The organism is Micromonospora citrea, assembly GCF_049629545.1.
Lineage (GTDB): Bacteria > Actinomycetota > Actinomycetes > Mycobacteriales > Micromonosporaceae > Micromonospora > Micromonospora citrea_A.
In genome coordinates this window covers 1-19618 of the sequence record NZ_JBNADX010000005.1, presented here as the reverse complement: position 1 = coordinate 19618, position 19618 = coordinate 1, and the positions used below count along the sequence as shown (strand labels likewise).

The following is a 19618-nucleotide window of genomic DNA, read 5'->3' as shown; positions in this document are numbered from 1 at the left end:
CGAGGAGTCAGGACAGCGTGGTGGCGAGGGTCACGGCCTCGGTCAGGGTGTCGGCCACCGGGTGACCGGAGGCACGCAGGCCGGCCGGGTCCGACAGCCCACCGGTGTAGAGGACGCAGTGCGCCCCCACGCTCACGGCGGCGTCGGCGTCGTCGATCGAGTCGCCGATCAGCACCACCTCGCGACCGTCCAGGCCCAGCTCGGCCAGGTGCTTGGCCAGCCACCCGGCCTTGAAGCCGCCACCGACCGCGGCGCGCAGCCCGTCCACCCGGGTGAAGTGCGGGGTCAGCCCGTACGTGTGCACGGTCGGCACCAGTTCGTCGTGGAACCACATCGACAGCAGCGACTGGGTGCCCGGCCAGGCGGCGATCGCCGCGGTCGCGTCGTCCGCCAGCGCGCAGGAGGTCAGTCCGGCCCGGTACGCGTCGTGGAAGATCCGGTCCAGCGCGCCGAACGCCTCGGCGTCGACCGCCCGGCCGAGCATGTCCGCGTAGTAGTCGGCGATCGGCCGGCGGAACCGGACCCGGTGCTCGTCCACGGTCACCGAGGGACCACCGACGCTGGCGAAGGCGACGTTGGTGGCCTGCACCACCAGGCCGAGGTCGTCGAGCAGGGTGCCGTTCCAGTCCCACACCAGGTGGCCGCGCGCCGGAGTCATCGGTGCACCGTAGACGCCGGTCACAGCTGCGGGGTGGTCAGGTCCCGCAGCAGCCGCTCCTCCTCGACCCGCCAGTAGCCGTGCTCCTTGCCGTCGAGCAGCACCACCGGCAGGCGGTCGCCGTACTCACGCTCCAGCTCGATGTCGTCGGTGACGTCCTTCTCCACCCACCGGTCGCCGGTGACGGCCACCACCCGGTCGAGCGCCGCCTTGGCGTCCTCACAGAGGTGGCAGCCGGGCCGGGTGACCAGGGCGAGCCGGGCGTCAGTGGACATCGGGCACCTCCGGGGAGCGGGCGGCCGGGACGGACCGCAGCTGGGTCTTGCGTACCTTGCCGATCACCGAGTACGGCAGCTCGTCGACGAACTCGACGGCGGTCGGGCACTTGAACCGGGCCAGGCTACGCGCGCAGTGGGCGAGCAGGTCCTCGCCGGTGACCGACTGCCCGGCCGCCGGCACCACGTACGCCCGCACAGTCTCACCCGTGCGGGGGTGCGGCACACCCAGGACGGCGGAGCCGGCCACCCCCGGGTGGGCGTCGAGCACCAGCTCGACCTCGTGCGGGTAGACGTTGAAGCCGTTGACCAGGATCAGCTCGCCCAGCCGGTCGACCAGGAAGAGGTCGCCGTCGGCGTCGGCGTAGGCGACGTCCCCGGTCGCCCACCAGCCGTCGGCGTCCGGCCCGCCCCGACCGTCCGGCCAGTAGCCGGTGAAGAGGTTCGCCCCGCGTACCACGATCTGGCCGGGGTCGGTGCCGGGCGAGGGGTCGGCGGGCCACGGCTCGTCGGGGTCGTCGTCCGGCTCGGCGACGCCGTCGCGCCACAGGTCGACGGAGTCCGGGCCGACGAGGCGCACCTCGACGCCGGGCAGCGGCCGGCCGATCGAGCCGGGTTTCGGCTCCCCGCCGACCAGGGTCGAGGTGAGCACCGGCGCGGTCTCGGTCAGGCCGTACCCGACGTGCACCGGATGCCCGGTGACCTCGGTGAAGCGCGCCGCGGTGGCCGGGTCGAGCGGTGCCGCGCCGCAGACCGCGACCCGCACCGACGCCATCGCCGCGACGACCGTGTCGGCGTCCGCCGCCGACCAGGCGAGGAACATCGACGGTACGCCGACCAGCACGCTGACCCGGTGCCGGGCGATCTCGTCGAGCGCGCACGCGGGCCCCGGCTCGTCGACCAGGACCCCGGTCGCGCCATGGTGGACGACCGCGCCGAGCCCCGAGTTCAACCCGTACGCGTGGAACAGCGGCAGCGCGAGCAGCACGGTGTCGTCGGGGCCGACCACCGGGGGCTCGATCCGGTCGATCTGGTCGTGGTTGGCCGCGAGCGCCCGGTGCGGCAGCATCGCGCCCTTGGGCCGCCCCTCGGTGCCGGAGGTGTAGAGCAGTACGGCGAGGTCTCCGCCGGCGCGTGCCGGTGGCTCCCCCACCTCCTCGGGCAGGGTGGTGTGCACGGCGCGCAGCGCCGGCAGGTCGGCGGCGACGGTGGCCACCCGCCCGGCGACCTCCCCGGTGGCCAGGAGCAGCGCGGCGCCCGAGTCGGCGAGCACGTGTCGCAGTTCCCGGGCGGTGAAGCCGGGATTGACCGGCACCGCGACCAGCCCGGCGCGCAGCGTGGCGAGGAAGGCCACCACGAAGTCCGGCGTGTTGGGCAGGGCGATCGCCACCCGGGGCGGCACGGCGTCGGCGCCGGCATCGGCGTCGGCGTCGGCGTCGGCGTCGGCGTCGGCGTCGGCGTCGGCGTCGGCGTCGGCGTCGGCGTCGGCGTCGGCGTCGGCGGGATCGGACCCGGCCGGCACGGCGCGGGCCAGCGCCCGGGCCACCGCGGTCACCCGGGCGTCCAGTGCGGACCAGGTCAGAGTGGTCTCGCGCCAGTGCAACGCGGGGCGGTCGCCGTGGTCGGCGGCCGCGCGGCGGAGCCGGTCGGCGAGGTGGGGCGCGGTGCTGTCGGCGGCGTCCTGCACGGTGGCTGAGTCTGGCACAGCACCACCCCGTCGGACCATGCCCGCGGGGCGTTCCACTCCAGATCAAGTCGTGACGTGAAAGTCAACCGCACACGACGGACAACGGGTCCGCCATCTGTGCGACGCAGGGGGAAATACTTTGGCCCTGTGTAACGGACTTGCCACGCGCGGGTGACGTTGGCCCTATCATCACTCGGGTCGGCTCACCCCATTTGCCGTGAGTCGACACCCCTCAGCCCGAGGAGGCCCCCGTGCCTGTGAGCGCATTGGACCAGCACCTCAAGGGGATCTGCCGCGCGTCGGCATCCCCCCACGCGGCCCTGCCCGTCCCGGGCAGACCGGACGCCGCGGCGGCCTGTCGCCGCCCCGTCCGGCCCGCCGCGCAGTGGACCGGGGAGGCACGGTGACCACCTTCGGCTATGCGGAACGGCCCGCCGGGCTGACCGGCCCGGCCCCCCGGACATCGCCGAACGAACGGCTGGAGGCAGCTCGCGGCGCGGACCCCGCCTCCCGCCGGCTGCACCAGCGCCCGCACCACAACGAGGCGACCACCCGACCTGCCGTGCCGGGCGGCAACTCGGCGCCCACCGGCCGGATCGTCGCACCGAACCGGCCCATGATGCCGGCGCAGAGCCGCCGGGTCGGCGAGCCGTCCGCCGCGACCGACCCGGCCGGCGCCGAGACCGCGGTGCTCCCGGCCGTGCCGGCCGGCGACACCGCCGTCATCCCGGCGGTGCCCGCCGCCACCAACCCGAGCACCGGCTACCCGAGCCGGCCCGACCCGTCCGACCCGGCCACCGAGGTCTGGGCGCTGGTGGAGCGCGCGCAGGCCGGCGAGGCCGAGGCGTTCGGCCTGATCTACGACCGGTACGTCGACACCGTCTTCCGCTTCGTCTACTTCCGGGTCGGCAACCGCCAACTGGCCGAGGACCTGACCTCCGACACCTTCCTCCGCGCGCTCAAGCGGATCGGCAGCTTCACCTGGCAGGGCCGTGACCTCGGCGCCTGGCTGGTCACCATCGCCCGGAACCTGGTCGCCGACCACTTCAAGTCCGGCCGGTACCGGCTGGAGGTGACCACCGGCGACGTGCTCGACGCCGACCGCGAGGACCGCGGGCCGGAGGGCAGCCCGGAGGCGGCCGTGGTGGAGCACATCACCAACGTCGCCCTGCTGACCGCGGTCAAGCGGCTCAACCCGGAGCAGCAGGAGTGCATCGTGCTCCGGTTCCTCCAGGGTTTCTCGGTGGCGGAGACCGCCCGCGCGATGGGCAAGAACGAGGGAGCCATCAAGGCGTTGCAGTACCGGGCCGTCCGCGCCCTCGCCCGCCTGCTCCCGGACGGCTTCCAGCCCTGACCACCAGCCTCGATGCCGGCCCCCTGCCCCGGGGCCGGCGGACGTCCGGCGCCCGTGACGACGATCACTCTTGGTAATTTCGCCTCCGCCGCCCCCGTAACCGGCACCCGGCGCGGTCCGTTTCTCCGGGTGCGACCCGTGGTTGTCCCGGCGTCCCCCGGGCCACCCGGTCCGGCTCGTACGGTCGGCACCCGTGCCGTCCGTCGGCGTCACGCTGCCACCGGTCGCTGGTGACGACCACGGCCGACCCGGCCGGACCAGCGAGAGGGGGTGCCTGCGGTGGACAGCGACCTCTTCTCCCGTCGGCGGGCCGCACGCTTCGCCCAGCTTCTCGACGAGGCGAACGGCGGCCGGCGCCACCACGTCCGGTCCCGCGCCGACGACCAGCTCGCCGCCCTGGTGGCGGTCGGGCGGCGGCTCACCGAGGAACGGCCGGACGTCGAGGTCGACGCCGAGTTCCGCACCGGGCTGCGCGCCATGCTGGTGGCCACCGCGGAACGGGAGGGCGTCGGCGCGGCGGCCGCGACCACGCCGGAGACCGCCCCGGCCGGCACCCGGGCCTCGCTGCTCGGCGCGGTGACCGCCCGTCAGGTCCGCGCCCGGGGCGCCATCCTGGTCGGCATCGCCGCCGGCGCCGTCGCGGTGTCGGGCATCTCCGCGGCCAGTGAGGACGCGGTCCCCGGTGACGCGCTGTACGGCATGAAGCGCTCCACCGAACGTGCCCAGCTCGCCCTGGCCAGCTCGGACCTCAGCCGGGGCCAGCTCTTCCTCGACTTCGCCCGCACCCGGCTGGACGAGGCCGCCTCCCTGCGCGGCGACCTGACCGGCTTCCGCGCCGTGATGGACGACATGGACGCCGACACCCGCCAGGGCGTACGCCTGCTCACCACCGCCTCGGCGCAGCGGTCGGACACCGCCGGGCTGGACGCGGTGAACACCTTCGTCGCCGGGCAGCGTCAGGCGGTCGGCGGGCTGCTCGACGGGGCCGACCGCGCCGAGCGGGAACGGACCCGCCGGTCGCTGGCCCTGCTGGACGCGATCGGCAAGCGCTCCGACGCGCTGCGCGCCGCCATCGCCTGCGGGCTGCCCACGCCGGTCGGCACCGACGCCCTCGGCCCGGCTCCGGCCGCCTGTCCCGTCGACCGCTGAGGGCGCGGAGCAGTTCACGCCACAGTTACGCCTTCGGGCGACCGCCCGTCACGAACCCCCGACTAGGCTCAAGGGCAGGCGCGGTCGTCGTACGGAGGGAGGTCGCCGTGGTCCGGTCCCGCAAGGTCACGGTCAGCACCGACGTCCACGGGCACACCGCCGGCTGGGCGGAGGTCGAGCCGGCCGTCCCGGTGACGCCCGACCCGAGCGCCGCGGCCTTCTTCGACGTGGACAACACGATGATGCAGGGCGCGTCGATCTACTGGTTCGCCCGTGGGCTCGCCGCCCGTAAGTACTTCACCACCACCGACCTGGCCCGGTTCGCCTGGCAGCAGGCCCGGTTCCGGCTGCTCGCCACCGAGCACGCCGGGGACATGTCGCAGGCCAAGGAGGCGGCCCTCGCCTTCATCGAGGGCTGGCGGGTGGACGAGGTCGAGCGGCTCGCCGAGGAGATCTTCGACGAGCTGATGGCCCCCCGCATCTGGGCCGGCACGCGCCGCCTCGCCCAGCGGCACCTCGAATCGGGTGAGCGGGTCTGGCTGGTCAGCGCCGCCCCGGTGGAGATCGGCCGGGTGATCGCGAGCCGGCTCGGCCTGACCGGCGCGATCGGCACGGTGGCCGAGGTGGTCGACGGCGCGTACACCGGGCGGCTGGTCGGCGACCTGATGCACGGCCCGGCCAAGGCGGAGGCGGTCACCCAGCTCGCCACGGTGGAGGGGCTGGAGCTGTCCCGCTGCGCGGCCTACAGCGACTCGGCGAACGACCTGCCGATGCTGTCCACCGTGGGCCGGGCAGTGGCCATCAACCCGGACGGGACGCTGCTGCGGCAGGCCCGGGACCGGGGGTGGGAGGTGCGGGACTTCCGCACCGGCCGACGGGCGGTCAAGATCGCCGTACCCTCGACGGCCGCGGCCGGGCTGCTCGCCGGCGCGGTCAGCGCGGGGATGGCCCTGCACCGCCGTCGACGCGCCGGCATCTGACCCGCGACACACCGCCCGGCGTCAGGGGCCGAACGGGTCGGGGCGGCGTTCCAGCAGCTTGTGCAGGGTGTGCTGGATGGTTTCGCGGACCTGGTCGGCGAGGTTGAAGACGACCAGCGGGTCGTCGGCGGAGTCGGTCAGGTGCGCGGTGGGGATCGGCGGGCAGAACTCGATCAGCCACTTGCTCGGCAGCGGCACCATGCCCAGCGGGCCCAGCCACGGGAAGGTCGGCGTGACCGGGAAGTACGGCAGCTTGAGCAGCCGGGCGAGCGGCTTGATGTCGGCGAGCATCGGGTAGATCTCCTCGCCCCCGACGATGGCGACCGGCACGATCGGGGTGCCGGTACGCAGCGCCGCCGACACGAACCCGCCCCGGCCGAAGCGTTGCAGCTTGTACCGGTCGGAGTAGAGCTTGCCGATGCCCTTGAAACCCTCCGGGAAGACGCCGACCAGTTCCCCGCCGCCGAGCAGCCGCTCCGCGTCCGGGTTGCAGGCGACGGTGCCGCCGGTCTTGCGGGCGAGCTCGGAGACCACCGGCATCCGGAAGACCAGGTCCGCGCCGAGCAGCCGCAGGTAGCGGTGCCCGGGGTGCTGGTCGTGCAGGGCGGTGGAGAGGATCAGCGCGTCCAGCGCCACGGTGCCGGAGTGGTTGCCCACCACCAGGCCGGCGCCCTGGACGGGCACGTGCTCCAGGCCGGTGACCTCGGTGCGGAACCAGTCCTTGTAGAGCCGGCGCAGCAGCGGGTGGAACACCGCGTCGGTCAGCTCCGGGTCGAAGCCGAACTCGTCGACCTCGTACTCGCCGGAGAGGCGTCGCCGCAGGAACGCCAGCCCGGCGGCGACCTTGCGGTCCCAGTGGTCCCCCGCCCGGTCCGGCACCGCCGGCCCCTCCGGCACACCGGCCGGTGACTCGGCGGTGGCGGCCACCGGCTCCGGCTCGTCGGCGCCGGACCCGGCCGGCACGTCCGGCCCGGCCACGTCGGCCGGTTGCTGAGCGACGGTGTCCGGCCCGGCGGTCGCGGGGTCGCGGACCGGCTCGTCGGTCGCCGAGGTGTCCGGCTCGTCCCGCGTCGCCGGGGCGACGGCCTTCGTGGTGCGCCGGTGCCCGTTGCGCCGCGCCGGCTGCGCGTCCGGCCCGGCCACGGTCAGCGGTACGTCGTACCGGCCCTCGGGGCGCTCGTCGGACCTGCTCACGAACGCTCCTGTACGGCTGAACGGACCTGGCGGATGCTCTCCAGCACCAACTGCTCGGCGGCGGTGAGCGTGTCCCGGGTGAGCACCACACCGCCGTGGTGGGCGCGGATGAAGTCGTCGAACGCGGCGGCGGTGGATCGCGGGGTGAAGCCGTACTCCCGCTCTAGCCGGCTGGTGTCCACCACCCGGCCGTGCACGAAGAGGTCGACCTGGTCGAGGCCGTAGCGGCCGAAGCCGAGGTTGCGGGCGAGCGCGGCGGCCCCGGAGAGGCCCGGCTCCAGCACCGGCACGGCGACCCGGCCGGCCCGCCGGATCGCCTGGGACAGGGAGAGCACCCCCGGCCCGGCGACGTTGTACGTCCCCGGGTGGTCCTCGGCGATGGACCGGTGCAGCACCTCCAGGGCGTCGTCGAAGTGCACGAACTGCAGGCGCGGGTCCCGCCCGAAGACGGTGGGGACGAACGGCTGGGAGAAGTAGCGGGTGAGCGTGGTGTCCGCGGTGGAGCCGATGAAGGGCGCGAAGCGCAGCACGGTGGCGGTGACGTCGGGCCGGCGACGGCGGAAACCGCGGACGTACCCCTCTATGTCGAGGATGTCGCGGCCGAAACCGCCGCGTGGCACCTCGCGCGGCTCGGTCTCCTCGGTGAAGACCGCCGGGTCCCGGAAGGACGCGCCGTACGCGGCGGTCGAGGAGCGGACCACGAGCTTGCGCAGCCGGGGTGCCCGCTGGCAGGCGGCGAGCAGCTGCATGGTGCCGATGACGTTCTGTTCCTTCATCGCCGTCCGGCCGCCGTGCTGCGGGTCGGGGGCGCTGACCAGCGCGAGGTGCACCACGGCGTCGACGTCGAGGTCGGCCAGGAGGCCGGCGAGCGAGCCGAGGTCGAGGCGGACCCGCTCGACCCGGTCGAGCAGGTCGGTGAACTCGGGGCCCGGGGTGGTGGGGTCGACGCCGATCACCCGCTCGATGCGGGGGTCGGCGGCGAGCCGGGCGGCGACGTGCGCGCCGAGGTAACGGCCGACCCCGGTCACGACGACGACCCCCGGAGCACCTGGGGTGCCACCGGGGGTCATCGGGAACGCCTTGACCGGCAGGCGGGACCGAGCCGGGACGTCCGCGGCCTGATCACCTGAGCCTCCGAGGGTCGACAGTTCTGGCAAGTGGTGCCGGATGCCGGGCCGTGGCCCGGCATCCGGTCACTTGCCGAGACGGCGACGCTGGACGCGGGTCTTGCGCAGCAGCTTGCGGTGCTTCTTCTTAGCCATGCGCTTGCGGCGCTTCTTGACCACCGAGCCCATACGACAGCCTTTCAATGCAACGTGCGGGGCGGACGGGTGGCACCACGACGGTGGTGCCGGCGACCGCTTGCGGACAACGGAACCGGACCAGCCTGGTGGCGTCGGGGCACACCGGCGTTGCGGTCACGGTCGGCTCCAGGGTAGCCGGAGAGCGTCAGCAGGACCAACGCGCCCCCGTCGATGCCCGTTACGTCGCACTCGACACCGGTCAGGCGGTCTCCTGGAACGCGCCCCGGAGATAGTCGTGCACCGCGTGCTCGGGCACCCGGAACGAGCGGCCGACCCGGACCGCGGTGAGCTCACCGCTGTGCACCAGGCGGTAGACCGTCATCTTGGACACCCGCATGACCGACGCCACCTCGGCGACGGTCAGGAACTTGACATCCGACAGCCGCCCGTCGGACTGTGACCCGGCCATGGCTCACCCGACCCATCCCATGCCCGGCGCGTGCCACCCGAGGTGGAGATCCCGTCCGGGGCGGCAACGCGCGTGTTACCAGTACGGTAGCGGGGCGGCTGTGACCGGCGCGATCCCTTCGTACAACTGATCATGCCCGGGGCGTTGTTCACCCGGTCGTGACCTGCCGTTATCCACCCGAAAGCGCTTCGCGTCCCGTTGCCGGGACCGGTGGTGGGGTCACTCGGCGCGCAACGCCACCACCGGGTCCAGACGGCCGGCCCGCTGCGCCGGGACCACCCCGAAGACGATGCCCACCGCCGCGGACACCCCGAAGGCCAGCGCCAACGACCACCAGGTGATCGCCGCCGGGATCGGCGAGACGGCGTCCACCAGCAGCGCGGCGCCCACCCCGAGGGCCATGCCGGTCAGCCCGCCGATCGCGGTGAGCAGCACCGCTTCCAGCAGGAACTGCACGCCGATGTCCCGGGGACGTGCGCCGACCGCCTTGCGCAGGCCGATCTCCCGGGTCCGCTCCCGTACCGAGACGAGCATGATGTTGGAGACGCCCACCCCGCCGACCAGCAGGGAGATGCCGGCGATGGCGGCCAGCACGCCGGTGAGCACGCCCAGGATGTCGCCGAGCACGCCGAGGATCTGCTGCTGGGTGACCGCGCTGAACTCGGTGTCCGGGTGCCGCCGGGACAGCTCCGCGACGATCCGGTCGCCCAGTTCGCCGATCCGCTCCCGGTCCGGGGCCTTCACCGCGATACCGTCCACCCGCTGGGTGCCCCAGAGCCGCTGGGCGGCGGTGACCGGCACGTGCACCTCGTCGTCCCGGTCGACGCCGAGGCTCTGCCCGAGCGGCGCGAAGACGCCGATCACCCGGAACCGGACCCCGGCGAGCGTCACCTGCTGGCCGAGCGGGTCCCGGTCCGGGAAGAGGACGCGGGCCACCGAGTCCCCGAGCACGGCCACCCGGCGGCTGGTGTCCACGTCCGCGCCGGTCAGGTACCGGCCCCGGGCCAGTGACCGGGTGAAGACCGTCGGGGTGTTCTCCAGCACGCCCTGCACGGTCGTGAAGTCGGAGCGGTTGCCGGCGCGGGCGGTCGCGCCGGAGGCGATGGTGACCGCCACCCGGTCGGGGTCACCGACCACCCGGGACACCGCGTCCACGTCCCTGAGCGTCAGCGGCGAGACCACCGGGGCGGTGCCCACCTCGATCCGGCCGGGAACCACCAGCAGCAGGTTGGAGCCGAGCCCCTCGACCTGCTGCTCGACCGTCTGCTTGGTGCCGGTGCCGATGGCGACGAGCAGCACCACCGAGGCCACCCCGATGATCACTCCGAGCATGGTCAGCGCACTGCGCATCCGGTTGGCGCGCAGCGCGTCCAGCGCCACCCGCCACGCCTCGGCCACCCTCACGCCGCACCCCCGGCCGCCGGCTCGCGCGGAAGGCGCCCGGTGGCTCCGGCGGCGCCACCGGAGCCACCGGACGGGTGCCCCGGGCCGCTTCCGGACGCGGACCGGGGCTCCGCGCTGGGAGCGGCCCCCAGTGTCTCAGGTCCGTCCCCGGCGCCCGACAGCGGTCGATCATGAACGGTGGTCCCGGTGGTGGCCCCCACCGCCGCCGCCCGCGTCGCCGCAGGTGACTCCGTGCCGGCGGTGTCCGACACGACCGCTCCGTCCCGCATGGCGATCCGCCGCCGGGCCCGGGCCGCCACCTCGTTGTCGTGGGTCACCATCACCAGGGCCACCCCCGACTCGGCGTTGAGCTGCTCCAGCAGGGCCAGCACCGCCAGGCCGGTGGCGGTGTCCAGGTTGCCGGTCGGCTCGTCGGCGAGCAGCACCGTCGGGTCGGTGACCAGCGCCCGGGCGATCGCCACCCGCTGCTGCTCACCGCCGGACATCTGGTTGGGCCGGTGGTCCAGCCGGTGCCCCAGGCCGACCCGGCCGAGCATCGCCGCCGCCCGCTCGCGCCGCTGCCGGGCACCGACCCCCCGGTAGACCAGCGGCAGCGCCACGTTGTCCACCGCCGACGTACGCGGCAGCAGGTGGAACGCCTGGAACACGAAGCCGATGGTCTCGTTGCGCAGCGTCGCCAGCTCCGGCGCGGAGAGGGTGGCCACGTCCCGGCCGCCGATCACCAGCCGGCCGCCGGTCGGCCGGTCCAACCCGCCGAGCAGGTGCATCAACGTCGACTTGCCGGAGCCGGACGGCCCGACCAGAGCCACGTAGTCGCCGGGCGCGACGGTCAGCGTCACCCCGCGCAGCGCCGGCACCGAGACCCCGTCGAGCTGGTACGTGCGGGACACGTCGACGGCCTCGATCGCCGGCCCGCGCCGACCGGCTCGGACGTCGTCCGCCGCCGGTGTCCCGGTCACCGGGTCGCCGCCCGCCCGGCTCGCCGGCCCGTCCTCCTCACCGGACCTCCTGGCCGTCGGTGACCCGGTCGGCCCCGCGTACCACCACCTGGTCGCCGGCCTGCACCCCGTCGAGGATCTGCACCAGGTCCGGCCCCTGCACGCCCACGGTGACCGCCACCCGGTCCGCCTGGCCGTCCCGGACCAGCCAGACGGCGTCCCGCCCGTCGGCGGAGAAGACCGCCGAGGCGGGGACGGTGACCGCGTCGGCGGCCTCGCGTACCCGCAGCCGGACCACCGCGTTCATGCCGGGGCGGGGCTCCGGGGCGGCCTCCTGGTCGCCGAGCCGGCCCGCGCCGAGGGCGAGTCGCACCCGGTAGCTGACCCCGCCCCGCGCGGAGCTGCTGGGCAGCACGTCGACCGAACGGACCGTGGCGTCGTACGTGGCGCCGGTGACCGCGTCCAGCTCCACCGTGGCGGTCAGGCCGGGCCGGACCAGCAGCACGTCCGTCTCGTCCACCTCGGCGAGCAGGCCGAGCGCGCCGGTGTCCACGACGGTGAGGATCGGCGTGCCGGCGGTGACCCGGCCGCCGGCCGGGATCGCGTCGTCCACCCCCGGCGGCGGCCCGGAGCGGGTCGGGGCGAGCGCCGACGGATCCAGGCCGGCCGGGAGCTGACCCCCGCCGAGCAGGGCCGACAGGTCGGCGCCACCCCCGGACGGGGTGCCGCCCGGCTGCACCACTCCCGGGATCGGAGCGCGCAGGGTCAGCGCGTCGACGGTCGCCTTCGCCAGGTCGTACGCCTGGCGGGCCTGCAGGCGCTGCGCCGACGACAGCGCGCCGACCGCGGAGTTGAGCCCGGCGACACCCCGCTGCACCGACCGGACCGCCTCGTCGGCGGTCCGCGCGGCGGCGGCGTACTGCCGCTGCGCGGAGGTGACCTGGGCCAGCAGCGCGTCGCGTACCTTCTGGTCGGCGATCTTCCCGGCCGCCTCGCGGGCGGCGCCGAACGCCTCGTCGGCGGCCTTGTCGGTGCCGCGCCGCCGGGTGCCCAGGTTGCCGACGGCGACACCCCGGCCGGCCCGGTCGGCGGCCCGCAGCGCCTCGCGGGCCTGGCGGAGCCGTTCCCGGGCCGACGGCGAACTCACCACGGCGAGCACCTGGCCGCGCCGCACCCGCTGTCCGGGCTGGACGCGGAGGCTGGCCAGGGTGCCGTCGGCGGGGGCGGTGACGGTGGCGGCGGCACGGGCGGTCACGGTGGCCGGGGCGTCGATCACCTCGGCGACCGCGGCCCGGGACGCCGGGGCGAGCGCGACGTCGGACTTCTCGTCGCCGCACGAGGCGGCGGTGCTACCGGTCAGGGCGACGACGGCGAGCAGGGCGATGAGCAGGCGGGGCCGCGTGGCTGTCAGGGGCCGCGGCGAGTCGGTGCGGCGCACCGGCCAACCTTAGCCGGGCGTCGATACCACCGGCGGAGCGGCGTGGACCGGCCGCCGCCGTCATCCGGCCACCGACCGGAGGTAGCCGACGCACTCGTCGTGCAGCGTCGACCACCGCTCGCCGAGGACCCGCTCGGACGCCTCGTCCACCGGTCGCCGGTCGTGCACCACGGAGCGAAAGAAGGCCAGCACCTGCTGCTCGCCGTACCGGTCGACCAGGTGACGGACGGCGAGGTAGCCGACGCCGTAGCTGCCGCCGACCCGGTCCGCCGGCGCCGTGTCGGCCGGGGCGAGCGCCTCCAGCCGACCGTCCCAGCCGCCGGTGACCAGCCGCCGGACCTCGTCCAGCCCGTCGTAGCGGCTCACCGGCGCGCCGTCGGCCCCGGCGTACTCGGCCAACCCCTCCACCAGCCACCAGGTCGGCCGGCCGGGATGGCCCCGGTCGGGCAGCGAGGCGGCGTGGGTCAGCTCGTGCCGCAGCAACTCACCCGGACCGGCGGTGGGCAGCGCGTCGGCGTTCAGCACCACCTCGTGGTGCCCGCCGCCGACGCCGACGGCGTACCCGGCGGTCCACTTCGGGCGGCCACCGCCGTACCAGCGTCGCCACTCGGCCCGGCCGGCGTAGAAGACGCGGTACCGGTCCGGGGGCGGGCCGGGCACCGCGTACAGGTCGGCCACCTTCGCGGCCTCCTCCGCCTCGGCGAGCAGGCCGGGCAGCTTCCCCCGCAGCGCCGGGGTGGTGGCGACGACGGTCCGCGCGCCGACGGCCACCACCAGCTCGCTGACCTCCCAGGGCCGGGCACCGGTCCGCGCCGAGCGGGACTCCTCGACGGCCAGCAGCAGCGGCGCGTCGCCGCCCTCCCGCCACCGGGTGGCGACCAGCACCGGGCTCGGCGTGCAGTCCGGCACGACGAGGCAGTACCGGAAGGTGACCTGTTGCCGCCACTGGCCCGACCGCCCGGCGACCGGGGTGGGCAGACCCTCGGGTTCGGCGCGCCAGACGGAGACCCGCAGCGCCCGCAGCGCGGCGAAGCGACGGGTGAGTTCGGCCCGAACGCCCCGGTCGGCGACCGCGAGGAAGCCGGCCCGGTCCCCGCCGAGCAGGGCGGCGGCCTGCCGGTCGAGCTGGGCGGTCAGCCGCTCGCCGACCCGCCGGGCGGCGAGCGTCGCCGGATCGTCCGAGGCGACGGAGGCGCGGCCGGCTGCGGGGCGATCGTCGTCCCGGTCCACCAGAGCGGTCAACAGCGCCGCCGGTACGCCGCAGGCCAGCAGCGCGACGACCGTCGCGACCGCCGCCCAGCCCCACCACCGACGAGGTACGAGCCGGGCCGCCACGGGGTCCGGAGCCGGGGCGGGGACGGAGGTCGGGGCTTCGGCTCCGGGCGGAGCCGGGACGGCGGCCGGAGCCAGGGCCGGCGACGGTACGGCGGCGGCACCAGCCGGGACCGTGACCGAGGCCGGAATCTCGACCGGACCGGGCACGACCGGACCGGGCACGACCGTCGTCTCGGCTCGACGGTCCGGCGCAGGTCCCGGCTCGTCCTCGTCGGTCGCCGGCCCGTCAGTCACCGGCGAAGGGTACGACCGATCGGGCGATCCCGGCCAGCGCCACCCGCGCGTCGCGCCGGACGGCCGGCGGGGTCAGGCCGGTTGACCGCCTCGACCGAGCAGCGCCCGGTCCACCGCCCAGACGCCGACCAGGCCGGCCGCGAGCGCCGGGTGACCGGCCACGGCGAGCAGCACGACCCGCATCACGGCCTCCAGTGCCGGTACGCGGAGTCCAGCCCGGTCACGAGCCGGTCGAACGAGCGGTCGATGCTGCGGGGCAGGCCGAACCCGCCGGCCGCCTCCAGCACGACGAAACCGTGCACCGCGCTGCGGAACATCCTCGTCGCGTCCACGGCGTCGTCGTCGCGCAACCCGTACCCGCGCAGGACCGCGAAGATCGCGCCGACGGCCCGCTCGGCGACCGCGAGGTGCTCGGGGTCGGTCGGGTCGGGCGCCCGCTGGGTGGCCGGGTAGCGGCCGGGGTGGCGGTGGGCGTACCCGCGCCAGGCGGCGGCGACGGCGCGCAGCGCGTCCGCCCCGGCGCGGCCGGCGGCGGCGCGGGTGATCTCGTCGGCCAGTTCGGCGGCGGCCAGGACGGCGAGCCGGTGGTGCAGCGCCTCCGCACCCTTGACGTGCTTGTAGAGGCTGGGCAGCGCGACCCCGAGCCGGCCGGCGAGGGCGGCCAGGGTCAGCTTCTCGTAGCCGACCTCGTCGGCCAGCCGGGCCGCCTCCCGCACCACGGTGGCCGGGGTGAGCCCGGCCCTAGGCACCGGAGGTCACCGCCAGGAACTCGACGAGCTGGGCGGCGGTGGCCCGGGGCTGGTCGGCGTGCGGGTAGTGGCCGGAGTCGGCGATCATGCGGGCCTCGGCGGTGGTGAACTGCCGCCGGGCGGCGCGGGCCTCCGCTCCCGGATCGGGGAAGTCCGGGTCGTTGGCGCCCATCAGCACCAGCACCGGCTGCCGGACGTCGGACGCGCGGGCCGTCCAGTGCGGTGCGACCGGGGCGATCACCCCGCGCACCGCGTCCATCCGGCCGCGCATCCCGGCGACGATCTCCTTGCGGTACGCCGCGTCGTCGGCCGGCCGTCCGCAGGGGAAGAGCGTCCGGTGGAACCTGCCGAAGAGCCGGGGACTGCGCAGCACGACCGCCTGGACGACCCGCATGACCGGGTTGGCCTCGGGCTCGGCGACGAACGGGGCGATCTGGACGACCCCGTCGACCAGGTCGGGGGCGTCGCCGGCGGCGAAGACCACGGCCGCGGCGGCGGACGAGCTGCCGACCAGGGTGGCCGGGCCGCCGAGGGTACGCACCACGGCCAGCAGGTCCGCGCCGACCTCGGCGGGCGCGTACGACGGCCAGTGGGCGCTGGAGTCGCCGTGCCCCCGGACGTCCACCGAGGCCACCCGGTAACCCGCCTCGACCAGCAGCGGGACCAGGTGGCGGAAGGACCGTCGGTTCTCCCCCATGCCGTGCGCGAGGACCACGAGGGGGCCGTCGCCGTGCACCTCGTACGCGATGGTCCCGCCGTCCCGCACCACCTGGCTAATCATCATAGCCAAAAGGCTAATGCCATTAGCTTCATGGGTCAACGCTTGACCTGAAGTCGGGTGGAGGTCGCAGGATCGGCCGTGTGACACCGTCCCCCGGCACCCACGTCCGCATCGCCCGCCCCAGCCGCGACCTGACCGCGGCCGAACGGTTCTGGGTGCGGGGGCTCGGCCTGACCGTGCTGTACCGGGGCGAGGCCGGCGGGCCCGGCGAGCACGACCTGCTGATGGTGGGCTGGCCGGACGCCGCCTGGCACCTCGAACTGGTCGGCGGGGCGGCGCTCACCGTCGGGCCGCGCCCGACCGAGGAGGACCTGTTCGTGCTCTACCTCGACGGACCGGTCGACGACGCCCTGGTGGAGAGGCTGCTACGGGCCGGCGGGACGCGGGTCTCCGCCGGCCCGTACTGGGACCGCTGGGGGGTGACGGTGGCCGATCCGGACGGCTACCGCCTGGTGCTGAGCACCCGGAGCTGGTCGAACGCCTGACTCACTTCTTCGACATCAGGGCCCGGCCGAAGAAGGCCAGGTTCGCCGGGCGCTCGGCGAGTCGGCGCATCAGGTAGCCGTACCAGTCCTCGCCGTACGGCAGGTAGGTCCGCACCGTGTACCCGTCGCCCACCAGCCGGGTCTGCTCCTCCGGCCGGATGCCGTACAGCATCTGGAACTCGAAGCGGTCCGGGCCGCGGTCGAACCAGCGGGCCCGGTCCTCGCCGATGGCGATCAGGCGCGGGTCGTGGGTGGCCAGCATCGGGTAGCCGTCACCGGACATCAGCACGTTCATGCAGCGCACGTACGACTTGTCCACCTCGCGGGCGGTCTGGTACGCCACCGACTCCGGCTCCTTGTACGCCCCCTTGCAGAGCCGCACCCGTGACCCGGCGCCGGCCAGCTCACGGCAGTCGGACTCGGTGCGCCGCAGGTACGCCTGGAGCACCGCGCCGGTCGACGGGTGGTCCTTGCGGAGCTTGGCCAGGATGTCCAGCGTCGAGTCGGTGGTGGTGTGGTCCTCCATGTCCAGGGTGACCGTGGTGCCGGCCTCGTCGGCCGCCGCGCAGATCGCCCGGGCGTTGTCGTACGCCAGTTGCTCGTCGAACTTCTGGCCCAACGCGGAGAGCTTGACGCTCACCTCGGCGGCCGGGGTGAGCCCGGCGCCGGAGAGCATCCGCAGCAGCGTGAGGTACTCGTCGCGGGTGGCGTTGGCCTGCTCTGCGGTGACGGTGTCCTCACCGAGGTTGTCGAGGGTGACCGCGAGGCCGTCGGCGACGAGTTCGCGGGTCGCGCGCAACGCGTCGTCGGTGCCGCTGCCGGCGACGAACCGGCGGACGACGTCCCGGGTGAACGGGGCCGTCGCGATGAGCCGCTCCACCTGGGATGACCGGGAGGCGGCGAGGATGACGGAACGGAGCATGAGCCGAGCGTAACGCCCGCCGACCGTCGCCGGCCCCGGGGCGGCCATCGGGTCCCGGTCGCGACACAGGCCCCGTTCGGGGGAGCGCGCCGGTGGCATCCATCGGTTACAACCATGAACGTGGAACGACACCCCCGCCGCCGGCTCCGGTCCGCCTCCGTGCAGCTCGGCGCGCTCACCGCCCTGGCGCTCGCCCTCTCCGGCTGCAACATGTCCTCCGACGACGACGATGACGACTGCGCCCTCGGGCCGGTCGGCGGCGGCGGGGACACGGTCGCGCTGGCGATGCGGGTGCCGACGGTCACCACCGGGACCGGACGCGCCGAGCCCCGGCCACCGGCCACGGCCGTGCCGGAGCGGGGCGGCTTCGGCACCCACCTCGCCTCCTGCGGCGGCTGAGGTGCGGCGCGAGGCTTCCACCCCCCGCCCGGACTGGGCGGCCACCATCCTCGAACAGGGCCTGGTGTACGCCACCACCGAACTGCCCGACGGCGACACCATGTCGTACTGGGACGAGACGGCGGCGTACGCCTTCGACCTGGCCGAGGTGCTGCGGCTGGAGGACGCGACCGAGGAGCTGCACCGGATGTCGGTCGCCGCCGCCGAGCACGTCGTCGCCCACAACCGGTACGCCGAGTTCGGCATCCCGGCCTGGGCCGCCGAGTCGGTGGCCCGGTCGCTGCGCGAGCAGCCGCCGACCCTCTACGGCCGCTTCGACCTCGCCTACGACGGCAGTTGGCCGCCGAAGCTGCTGGAGTACAACGCCGACACCCCCACCTCGCTGGTGGAGGCGAGCATCATCCAGTGGTACTGGCTGGAGGGGACCCACCCCGACGCCGACCAGTGGAACAGCCTGCACGAGCGGCTGGTCGGGGCCTGGGCCAAGATCGGCGCCGGGCTGCACGACCGGCGGGTGCACGTGTGCTGGTCGAACGAGGAGGAGTCCGGCGAGGACCAGATCACCGCCGGCTACCTGGCCGAGACGGCCCGGCAGGCCGGGCTCGACGTGACGCTGCTGCCGATCCAGCACATCGGCTGGGACGGCCGGCGCTTCGTCGACGCCGAGGACCGGCCGGTGACCACCTGCTTCAAGCTCTACCCGTGGGAGTGGATGCTGGCCGAGCCGTACGGCCCACCGGCGCTGGAGCCGGGCACCCCGACCACCTGGATCGAGCCGGCCTGGAAGCTGCTGCTGTCCAACAAGGCGCTGCTCGCCGTGCTCTGGGAGCTGTACCCGGGCCACGAGTACCTGCTCCCGGCGTACCTGGACTCGCCCCGGCAGATGACCGAGTACGTGGCGAAGCCGCTGCTCGGCCGGGAGGGCGGCTCGGTACGCATCGTCACCGGCGGCACCGAGCTCACCAATCCGGGCATCTACGGCGACGAGGGCTACTGCTACCAGGAGTTCCGGGCGCTACCGGAGTTCGCCGGCAACCACATGGTGCTGGGGAGCTGGATCGTCGACGGCGAGTCGGCCGGCGTCGGCATCCGGGAGAGCGAGAGCCTCATCACGGACGGATACGCACGGTTCCTGCCGCACTACATCGACGCGCCGCGCGCCTGCTGAGTCGTCTACGGTTGGTGTCGTGAACTTCGACGCGTACGCCCGGACCGGCGTTGATCTCGTCAACGCCCGCCTGGACGACCTCGACGACCTACGGGCCATCTTCCCGGACGAGAACGCGTGGATGCGCGACGAGGTCTCGGAACGGGATCTGGCGATCTTCCGGCGGGCGCAGAAGCGCCTGCGCGACGTGTTCGAGTACGGCACCTCGGGGCGCGACGGCCAGGCGGTGACCGAACTGAACGCCCTGCTGGAGGCGTTCCCGGTGCAGCCGCGGATCTCCGGCCACGACTCCAGCGACTGGCACATGCACGTGACCAGCCGGGGCGCCTCGGTCAGCGCGGAATACCTCGCGGGCGCGGTCTGGGGCCTGTCGGTGTGGCTCTGCGAGTACGGCAGCGCCCGGTTCGGGGTCTGCGCCGACGACCGCTGCGGCAACGTCTACCTGGACACGTCGTCCAACTGCTGCCGCCGGTTCTGCTCGGAGCGCTGCGCCACCCGCTCCCACGTGGCCGCCCACCGCGCCCGCAAACGCGCCGCCGTCGGCGACCAACACCCCGTCCCCACCCAACCCGAAGCCCCCCTAACCCCCGTCAGCTAACCCCCCACCCACCCCACCCCACCCCCACCGCTCGCCGCGTTGATCATGAAGTTATTGCCGCGACACGCCGAGACGCCGGGCGATAACTTCATGATCAACGGGCTCGGAGGGCGGGCCCCGGGCCGGGCGGGGGGTCAGGGGGTCGGGGTCAGGGGGT

General features: G+C 74.7%; 21 protein-coding genes. 7 read left to right on the top strand and 14 right to left on the bottom strand.

Going from position 1 to position 19618, the window contains the following annotated elements; translation table 11 throughout:
• Positions 1-7 precede the first annotated feature (7 nt).
• Genes ACPFP2_RS07945 through ACPFP2_RS07935 form a run of 3 tightly spaced genes read right to left on the bottom strand, consistent with a single transcriptional unit; the run spans position 8 to position 2659 of the window.
• Positions 8-658 carry an HAD family hydrolase gene (locus ACPFP2_RS07945; protein ID WP_424087601.1) on the bottom strand — a complete coding sequence of 217 codons (651 nt, stop codon included), beginning with the start codon at positions 656-658 and terminating at the stop codon, positions 8-10.
• Between the two features lie 20 nt (positions 659-678).
• Positions 679-933 carry a glutaredoxin family protein gene (locus tag ACPFP2_RS07940; RefSeq protein WP_424087599.1) on the bottom strand — a complete coding sequence of 85 codons (255 nt, stop codon included), beginning with the start codon at positions 931-933 and terminating at the stop codon, positions 679-681.
• The gene (locus ACPFP2_RS07935; RefSeq protein ID WP_424087597.1) at positions 923-2659 is read right to left on the bottom strand and encodes an AMP-binding protein; all 1737 of its coding nucleotides are present in this window, start codon (positions 2657-2659) and stop codon (positions 923-925) included. The genes ACPFP2_RS07940 and ACPFP2_RS07935 overlap by 11 nt, the downstream gene beginning before the upstream one ends.
• A gap of 364 nt (positions 2660-3023) precedes the next feature.
• Between ACPFP2_RS07935 and ACPFP2_RS07930 the strand changes: the two genes are divergently transcribed.
• The 3 genes from ACPFP2_RS07930 (at position 3024) to ACPFP2_RS07920 (ending at position 6103) form a co-directional block, all read left to right on the top strand.
• Complete coding sequence (locus ACPFP2_RS07930; RefSeq protein WP_424087595.1) at positions 3024-3974, top strand: ECF subfamily RNA polymerase sigma factor, BldN family; 951 nt, start codon at positions 3024-3026, stop codon at positions 3972-3974.
• A 279-nt stretch (positions 3975-4253) separates the two neighbouring features.
• Complete coding sequence (locus ACPFP2_RS07925) at positions 4254-5123, top strand: DUF5667 domain-containing protein (RefSeq protein WP_424087593.1); 870 nt, start codon at positions 4254-4256, stop codon at positions 5121-5123.
• A gap of 107 nt (positions 5124-5230) precedes the next feature.
• Positions 5231-6103 carry an HAD family hydrolase gene (locus tag ACPFP2_RS07920; protein WP_424087592.1) on the top strand — a complete coding sequence of 291 codons (873 nt, stop codon included), beginning with the start codon at positions 5231-5233 and terminating at the stop codon, positions 6101-6103.
• A 21-nt stretch (positions 6104-6124) separates the two neighbouring features.
• Here the strand turns inward: ACPFP2_RS07920 and ACPFP2_RS07915 are convergent, their stop codons facing one another.
• From ACPFP2_RS07915 to ACPFP2_RS07870, 10 genes are all read right to left on the bottom strand, one after another.
• Positions 6125-7000 carry a lysophospholipid acyltransferase family protein gene (locus ACPFP2_RS07915; protein ID WP_424088013.1) on the bottom strand — a complete coding sequence of 292 codons (876 nt, stop codon included), beginning with the start codon at positions 6998-7000 and terminating at the stop codon, positions 6125-6127.
• A 293-nt stretch (positions 7001-7293) separates the two neighbouring features.
• Positions 7294-8367 carry an NAD-dependent epimerase/dehydratase family protein gene (locus tag ACPFP2_RS07910; RefSeq protein WP_424087590.1) on the bottom strand — a complete coding sequence of 358 codons (1074 nt, stop codon included), beginning with the start codon at positions 8365-8367 and terminating at the stop codon, positions 7294-7296.
• A 123-nt stretch (positions 8368-8490) separates the two neighbouring features.
• Positions 8491-8592, bottom strand: coding sequence for a 30S ribosomal protein bS22 (locus ACPFP2_RS07905; protein ID WP_007465623.1), 102 nt, complete (start codon positions 8590-8592; stop codon positions 8491-8493).
• A 208-nt stretch (positions 8593-8800) separates the two neighbouring features.
• Positions 8801-9010 (bottom strand): helix-turn-helix domain-containing protein, encoded by a 210-nt coding sequence (locus ACPFP2_RS07900; protein ID WP_088960133.1) that lies wholly within the window; start codon positions 9008-9010, stop codon positions 8801-8803.
• 219 nt (positions 9011-9229) lie between these two features.
• The gene (locus ACPFP2_RS07895; RefSeq protein ID WP_424087582.1) at positions 9230-10414 is read right to left on the bottom strand and encodes an ABC transporter permease; all 1185 of its coding nucleotides are present in this window, start codon (positions 10412-10414) and stop codon (positions 9230-9232) included.
• Positions 10411-11373: an ABC transporter ATP-binding protein gene (locus ACPFP2_RS07890; RefSeq protein WP_424087580.1), complete on the bottom strand. Its 963-nt coding sequence runs from the start codon at positions 11371-11373 to the stop codon at positions 10411-10413. Before ACPFP2_RS07890 ends, ACPFP2_RS07895 begins: the two co-directional genes overlap by 4 nt.
• Positions 11374-11410: 37 nt before the next feature.
• A complete protein-coding gene (locus ACPFP2_RS07885) occupies positions 11411-12790 on the bottom strand; it encodes an efflux RND transporter periplasmic adaptor subunit (RefSeq protein ID WP_424087579.1) in 1380 nt (459 codons plus the stop codon).
• A gap of 60 nt (positions 12791-12850) precedes the next feature.
• Entirely contained in the window at positions 12851-14359 is a 1509-nt protein-coding gene (locus ACPFP2_RS07880; RefSeq protein ID WP_424087578.1) for a hypothetical protein, read from the bottom strand.
• Positions 14360-14541: 182 nt separating this feature from the next.
• A complete protein-coding gene (locus tag ACPFP2_RS07875; protein ID WP_424087576.1) occupies positions 14542-15108 on the bottom strand; it encodes a TetR/AcrR family transcriptional regulator in 567 nt (188 codons plus the stop codon).
• The gene (locus ACPFP2_RS07870) at positions 15101-15892 is read right to left on the bottom strand and encodes an alpha/beta fold hydrolase (protein WP_424087574.1); all 792 of its coding nucleotides are present in this window, start codon (positions 15890-15892) and stop codon (positions 15101-15103) included. The genes ACPFP2_RS07875 and ACPFP2_RS07870 overlap by 8 nt, the downstream gene beginning before the upstream one ends.
• 77 nt (positions 15893-15969) lie before the next feature.
• On the opposite strand from ACPFP2_RS07870, the gene ACPFP2_RS07865 reads away from it, so the two are divergent.
• Positions 15970-16374 carry a VOC family protein gene (locus ACPFP2_RS07865; protein ID WP_424087573.1) on the top strand — a complete coding sequence of 135 codons (405 nt, stop codon included), beginning with the start codon at positions 15970-15972 and terminating at the stop codon, positions 16372-16374.
• A 1-nt stretch (position 16375) separates the two neighbouring features.
• Here ACPFP2_RS07865 and ACPFP2_RS07860 read toward each other — a convergent pair whose 3' ends face one another.
• Positions 16376-17296, bottom strand: a complete 921-nt coding sequence (locus ACPFP2_RS07860; protein ID WP_424087572.1) for a proline dehydrogenase family protein — start codon at positions 17294-17296, stop codon at positions 16376-16378.
• Positions 17297-17410: 114 nt separating this feature from the next.
• On the opposite strand from ACPFP2_RS07860, the gene ACPFP2_RS07855 reads away from it, so the two are divergent.
• The 3 genes from ACPFP2_RS07855 to ACPFP2_RS07845 are packed head-to-tail and all read left to right on the top strand — an operon-like array spanning position 17411 to position 19461.
• A complete protein-coding gene (locus tag ACPFP2_RS07855; RefSeq protein WP_424087570.1) occupies positions 17411-17695 on the top strand; it encodes a hypothetical protein in 285 nt (94 codons plus the stop codon).
• A 1-nt stretch (position 17696) separates the two neighbouring features.
• Entirely contained in the window at positions 17697-18863 is a 1167-nt protein-coding gene (locus ACPFP2_RS07850) for a glutathionylspermidine synthase family protein (RefSeq protein WP_424087568.1), read from the top strand.
• A 19-nt stretch (positions 18864-18882) separates the two neighbouring features.
• Positions 18883-19461 (top strand): CGNR zinc finger domain-containing protein, encoded by a 579-nt coding sequence (locus ACPFP2_RS07845; RefSeq protein ID WP_424087566.1) that lies wholly within the window; start codon positions 18883-18885, stop codon positions 19459-19461.
• Positions 19462-19618 lie beyond the last annotated feature (157 nt).

Excerpts from the sequence above, each read along its gene's own strand:
- ACPFP2_RS07900 (WP_088960133.1), bottom strand. The coding sequence starts at position 9,010 with ATGGCCGGGTCACAGTCCGACGGGCGGCTGTCGGATGTCAAGTTCCTG.
- ACPFP2_RS07945 (WP_424087601.1), bottom strand. The coding sequence starts at position 658 with ATGACTCCGGCGCGCGGCCACCTGGTGTGGGACTGGAACGGCACCCTG.
- ACPFP2_RS07855 (WP_424087570.1), top strand. The coding sequence starts at position 17,411 with ATGAACGTGGAACGACACCCCCGCCGCCGGCTCCGGTCCGCCTCCGTG.
- ACPFP2_RS07870 (WP_424087574.1), bottom strand. The coding sequence starts at position 15,892 with ATGATGATTAGCCAGGTGGTGCGGGACGGCGGGACCATCGCGTACGAG.
- ACPFP2_RS07910 (WP_424087590.1), bottom strand. The coding sequence starts at position 8,367 with ATGACCCCCGGTGGCACCCCAGGTGCTCCGGGGGTCGTCGTCGTGACC.
- ACPFP2_RS07935 (WP_424087597.1), bottom strand. The coding sequence starts at position 2,659 with ATGGTCCGACGGGGTGGTGCTGTGCCAGACTCAGCCACCGTGCAGGAC.
- ACPFP2_RS07905 (WP_007465623.1), bottom strand. The coding sequence starts at position 8,592 with ATGGGCTCGGTGGTCAAGAAGCGCCGCAAGCGCATGGCTAAGAAGAAG.
- ACPFP2_RS07860 (WP_424087572.1), bottom strand. The coding sequence starts at position 17,296 with ATGCTCCGTTCCGTCATCCTCGCCGCCTCCCGGTCATCCCAGGTGGAG.
- ACPFP2_RS07940 (WP_424087599.1), bottom strand. The coding sequence starts at position 933 with ATGTCCACTGACGCCCGGCTCGCCCTGGTCACCCGGCCCGGCTGCCAC.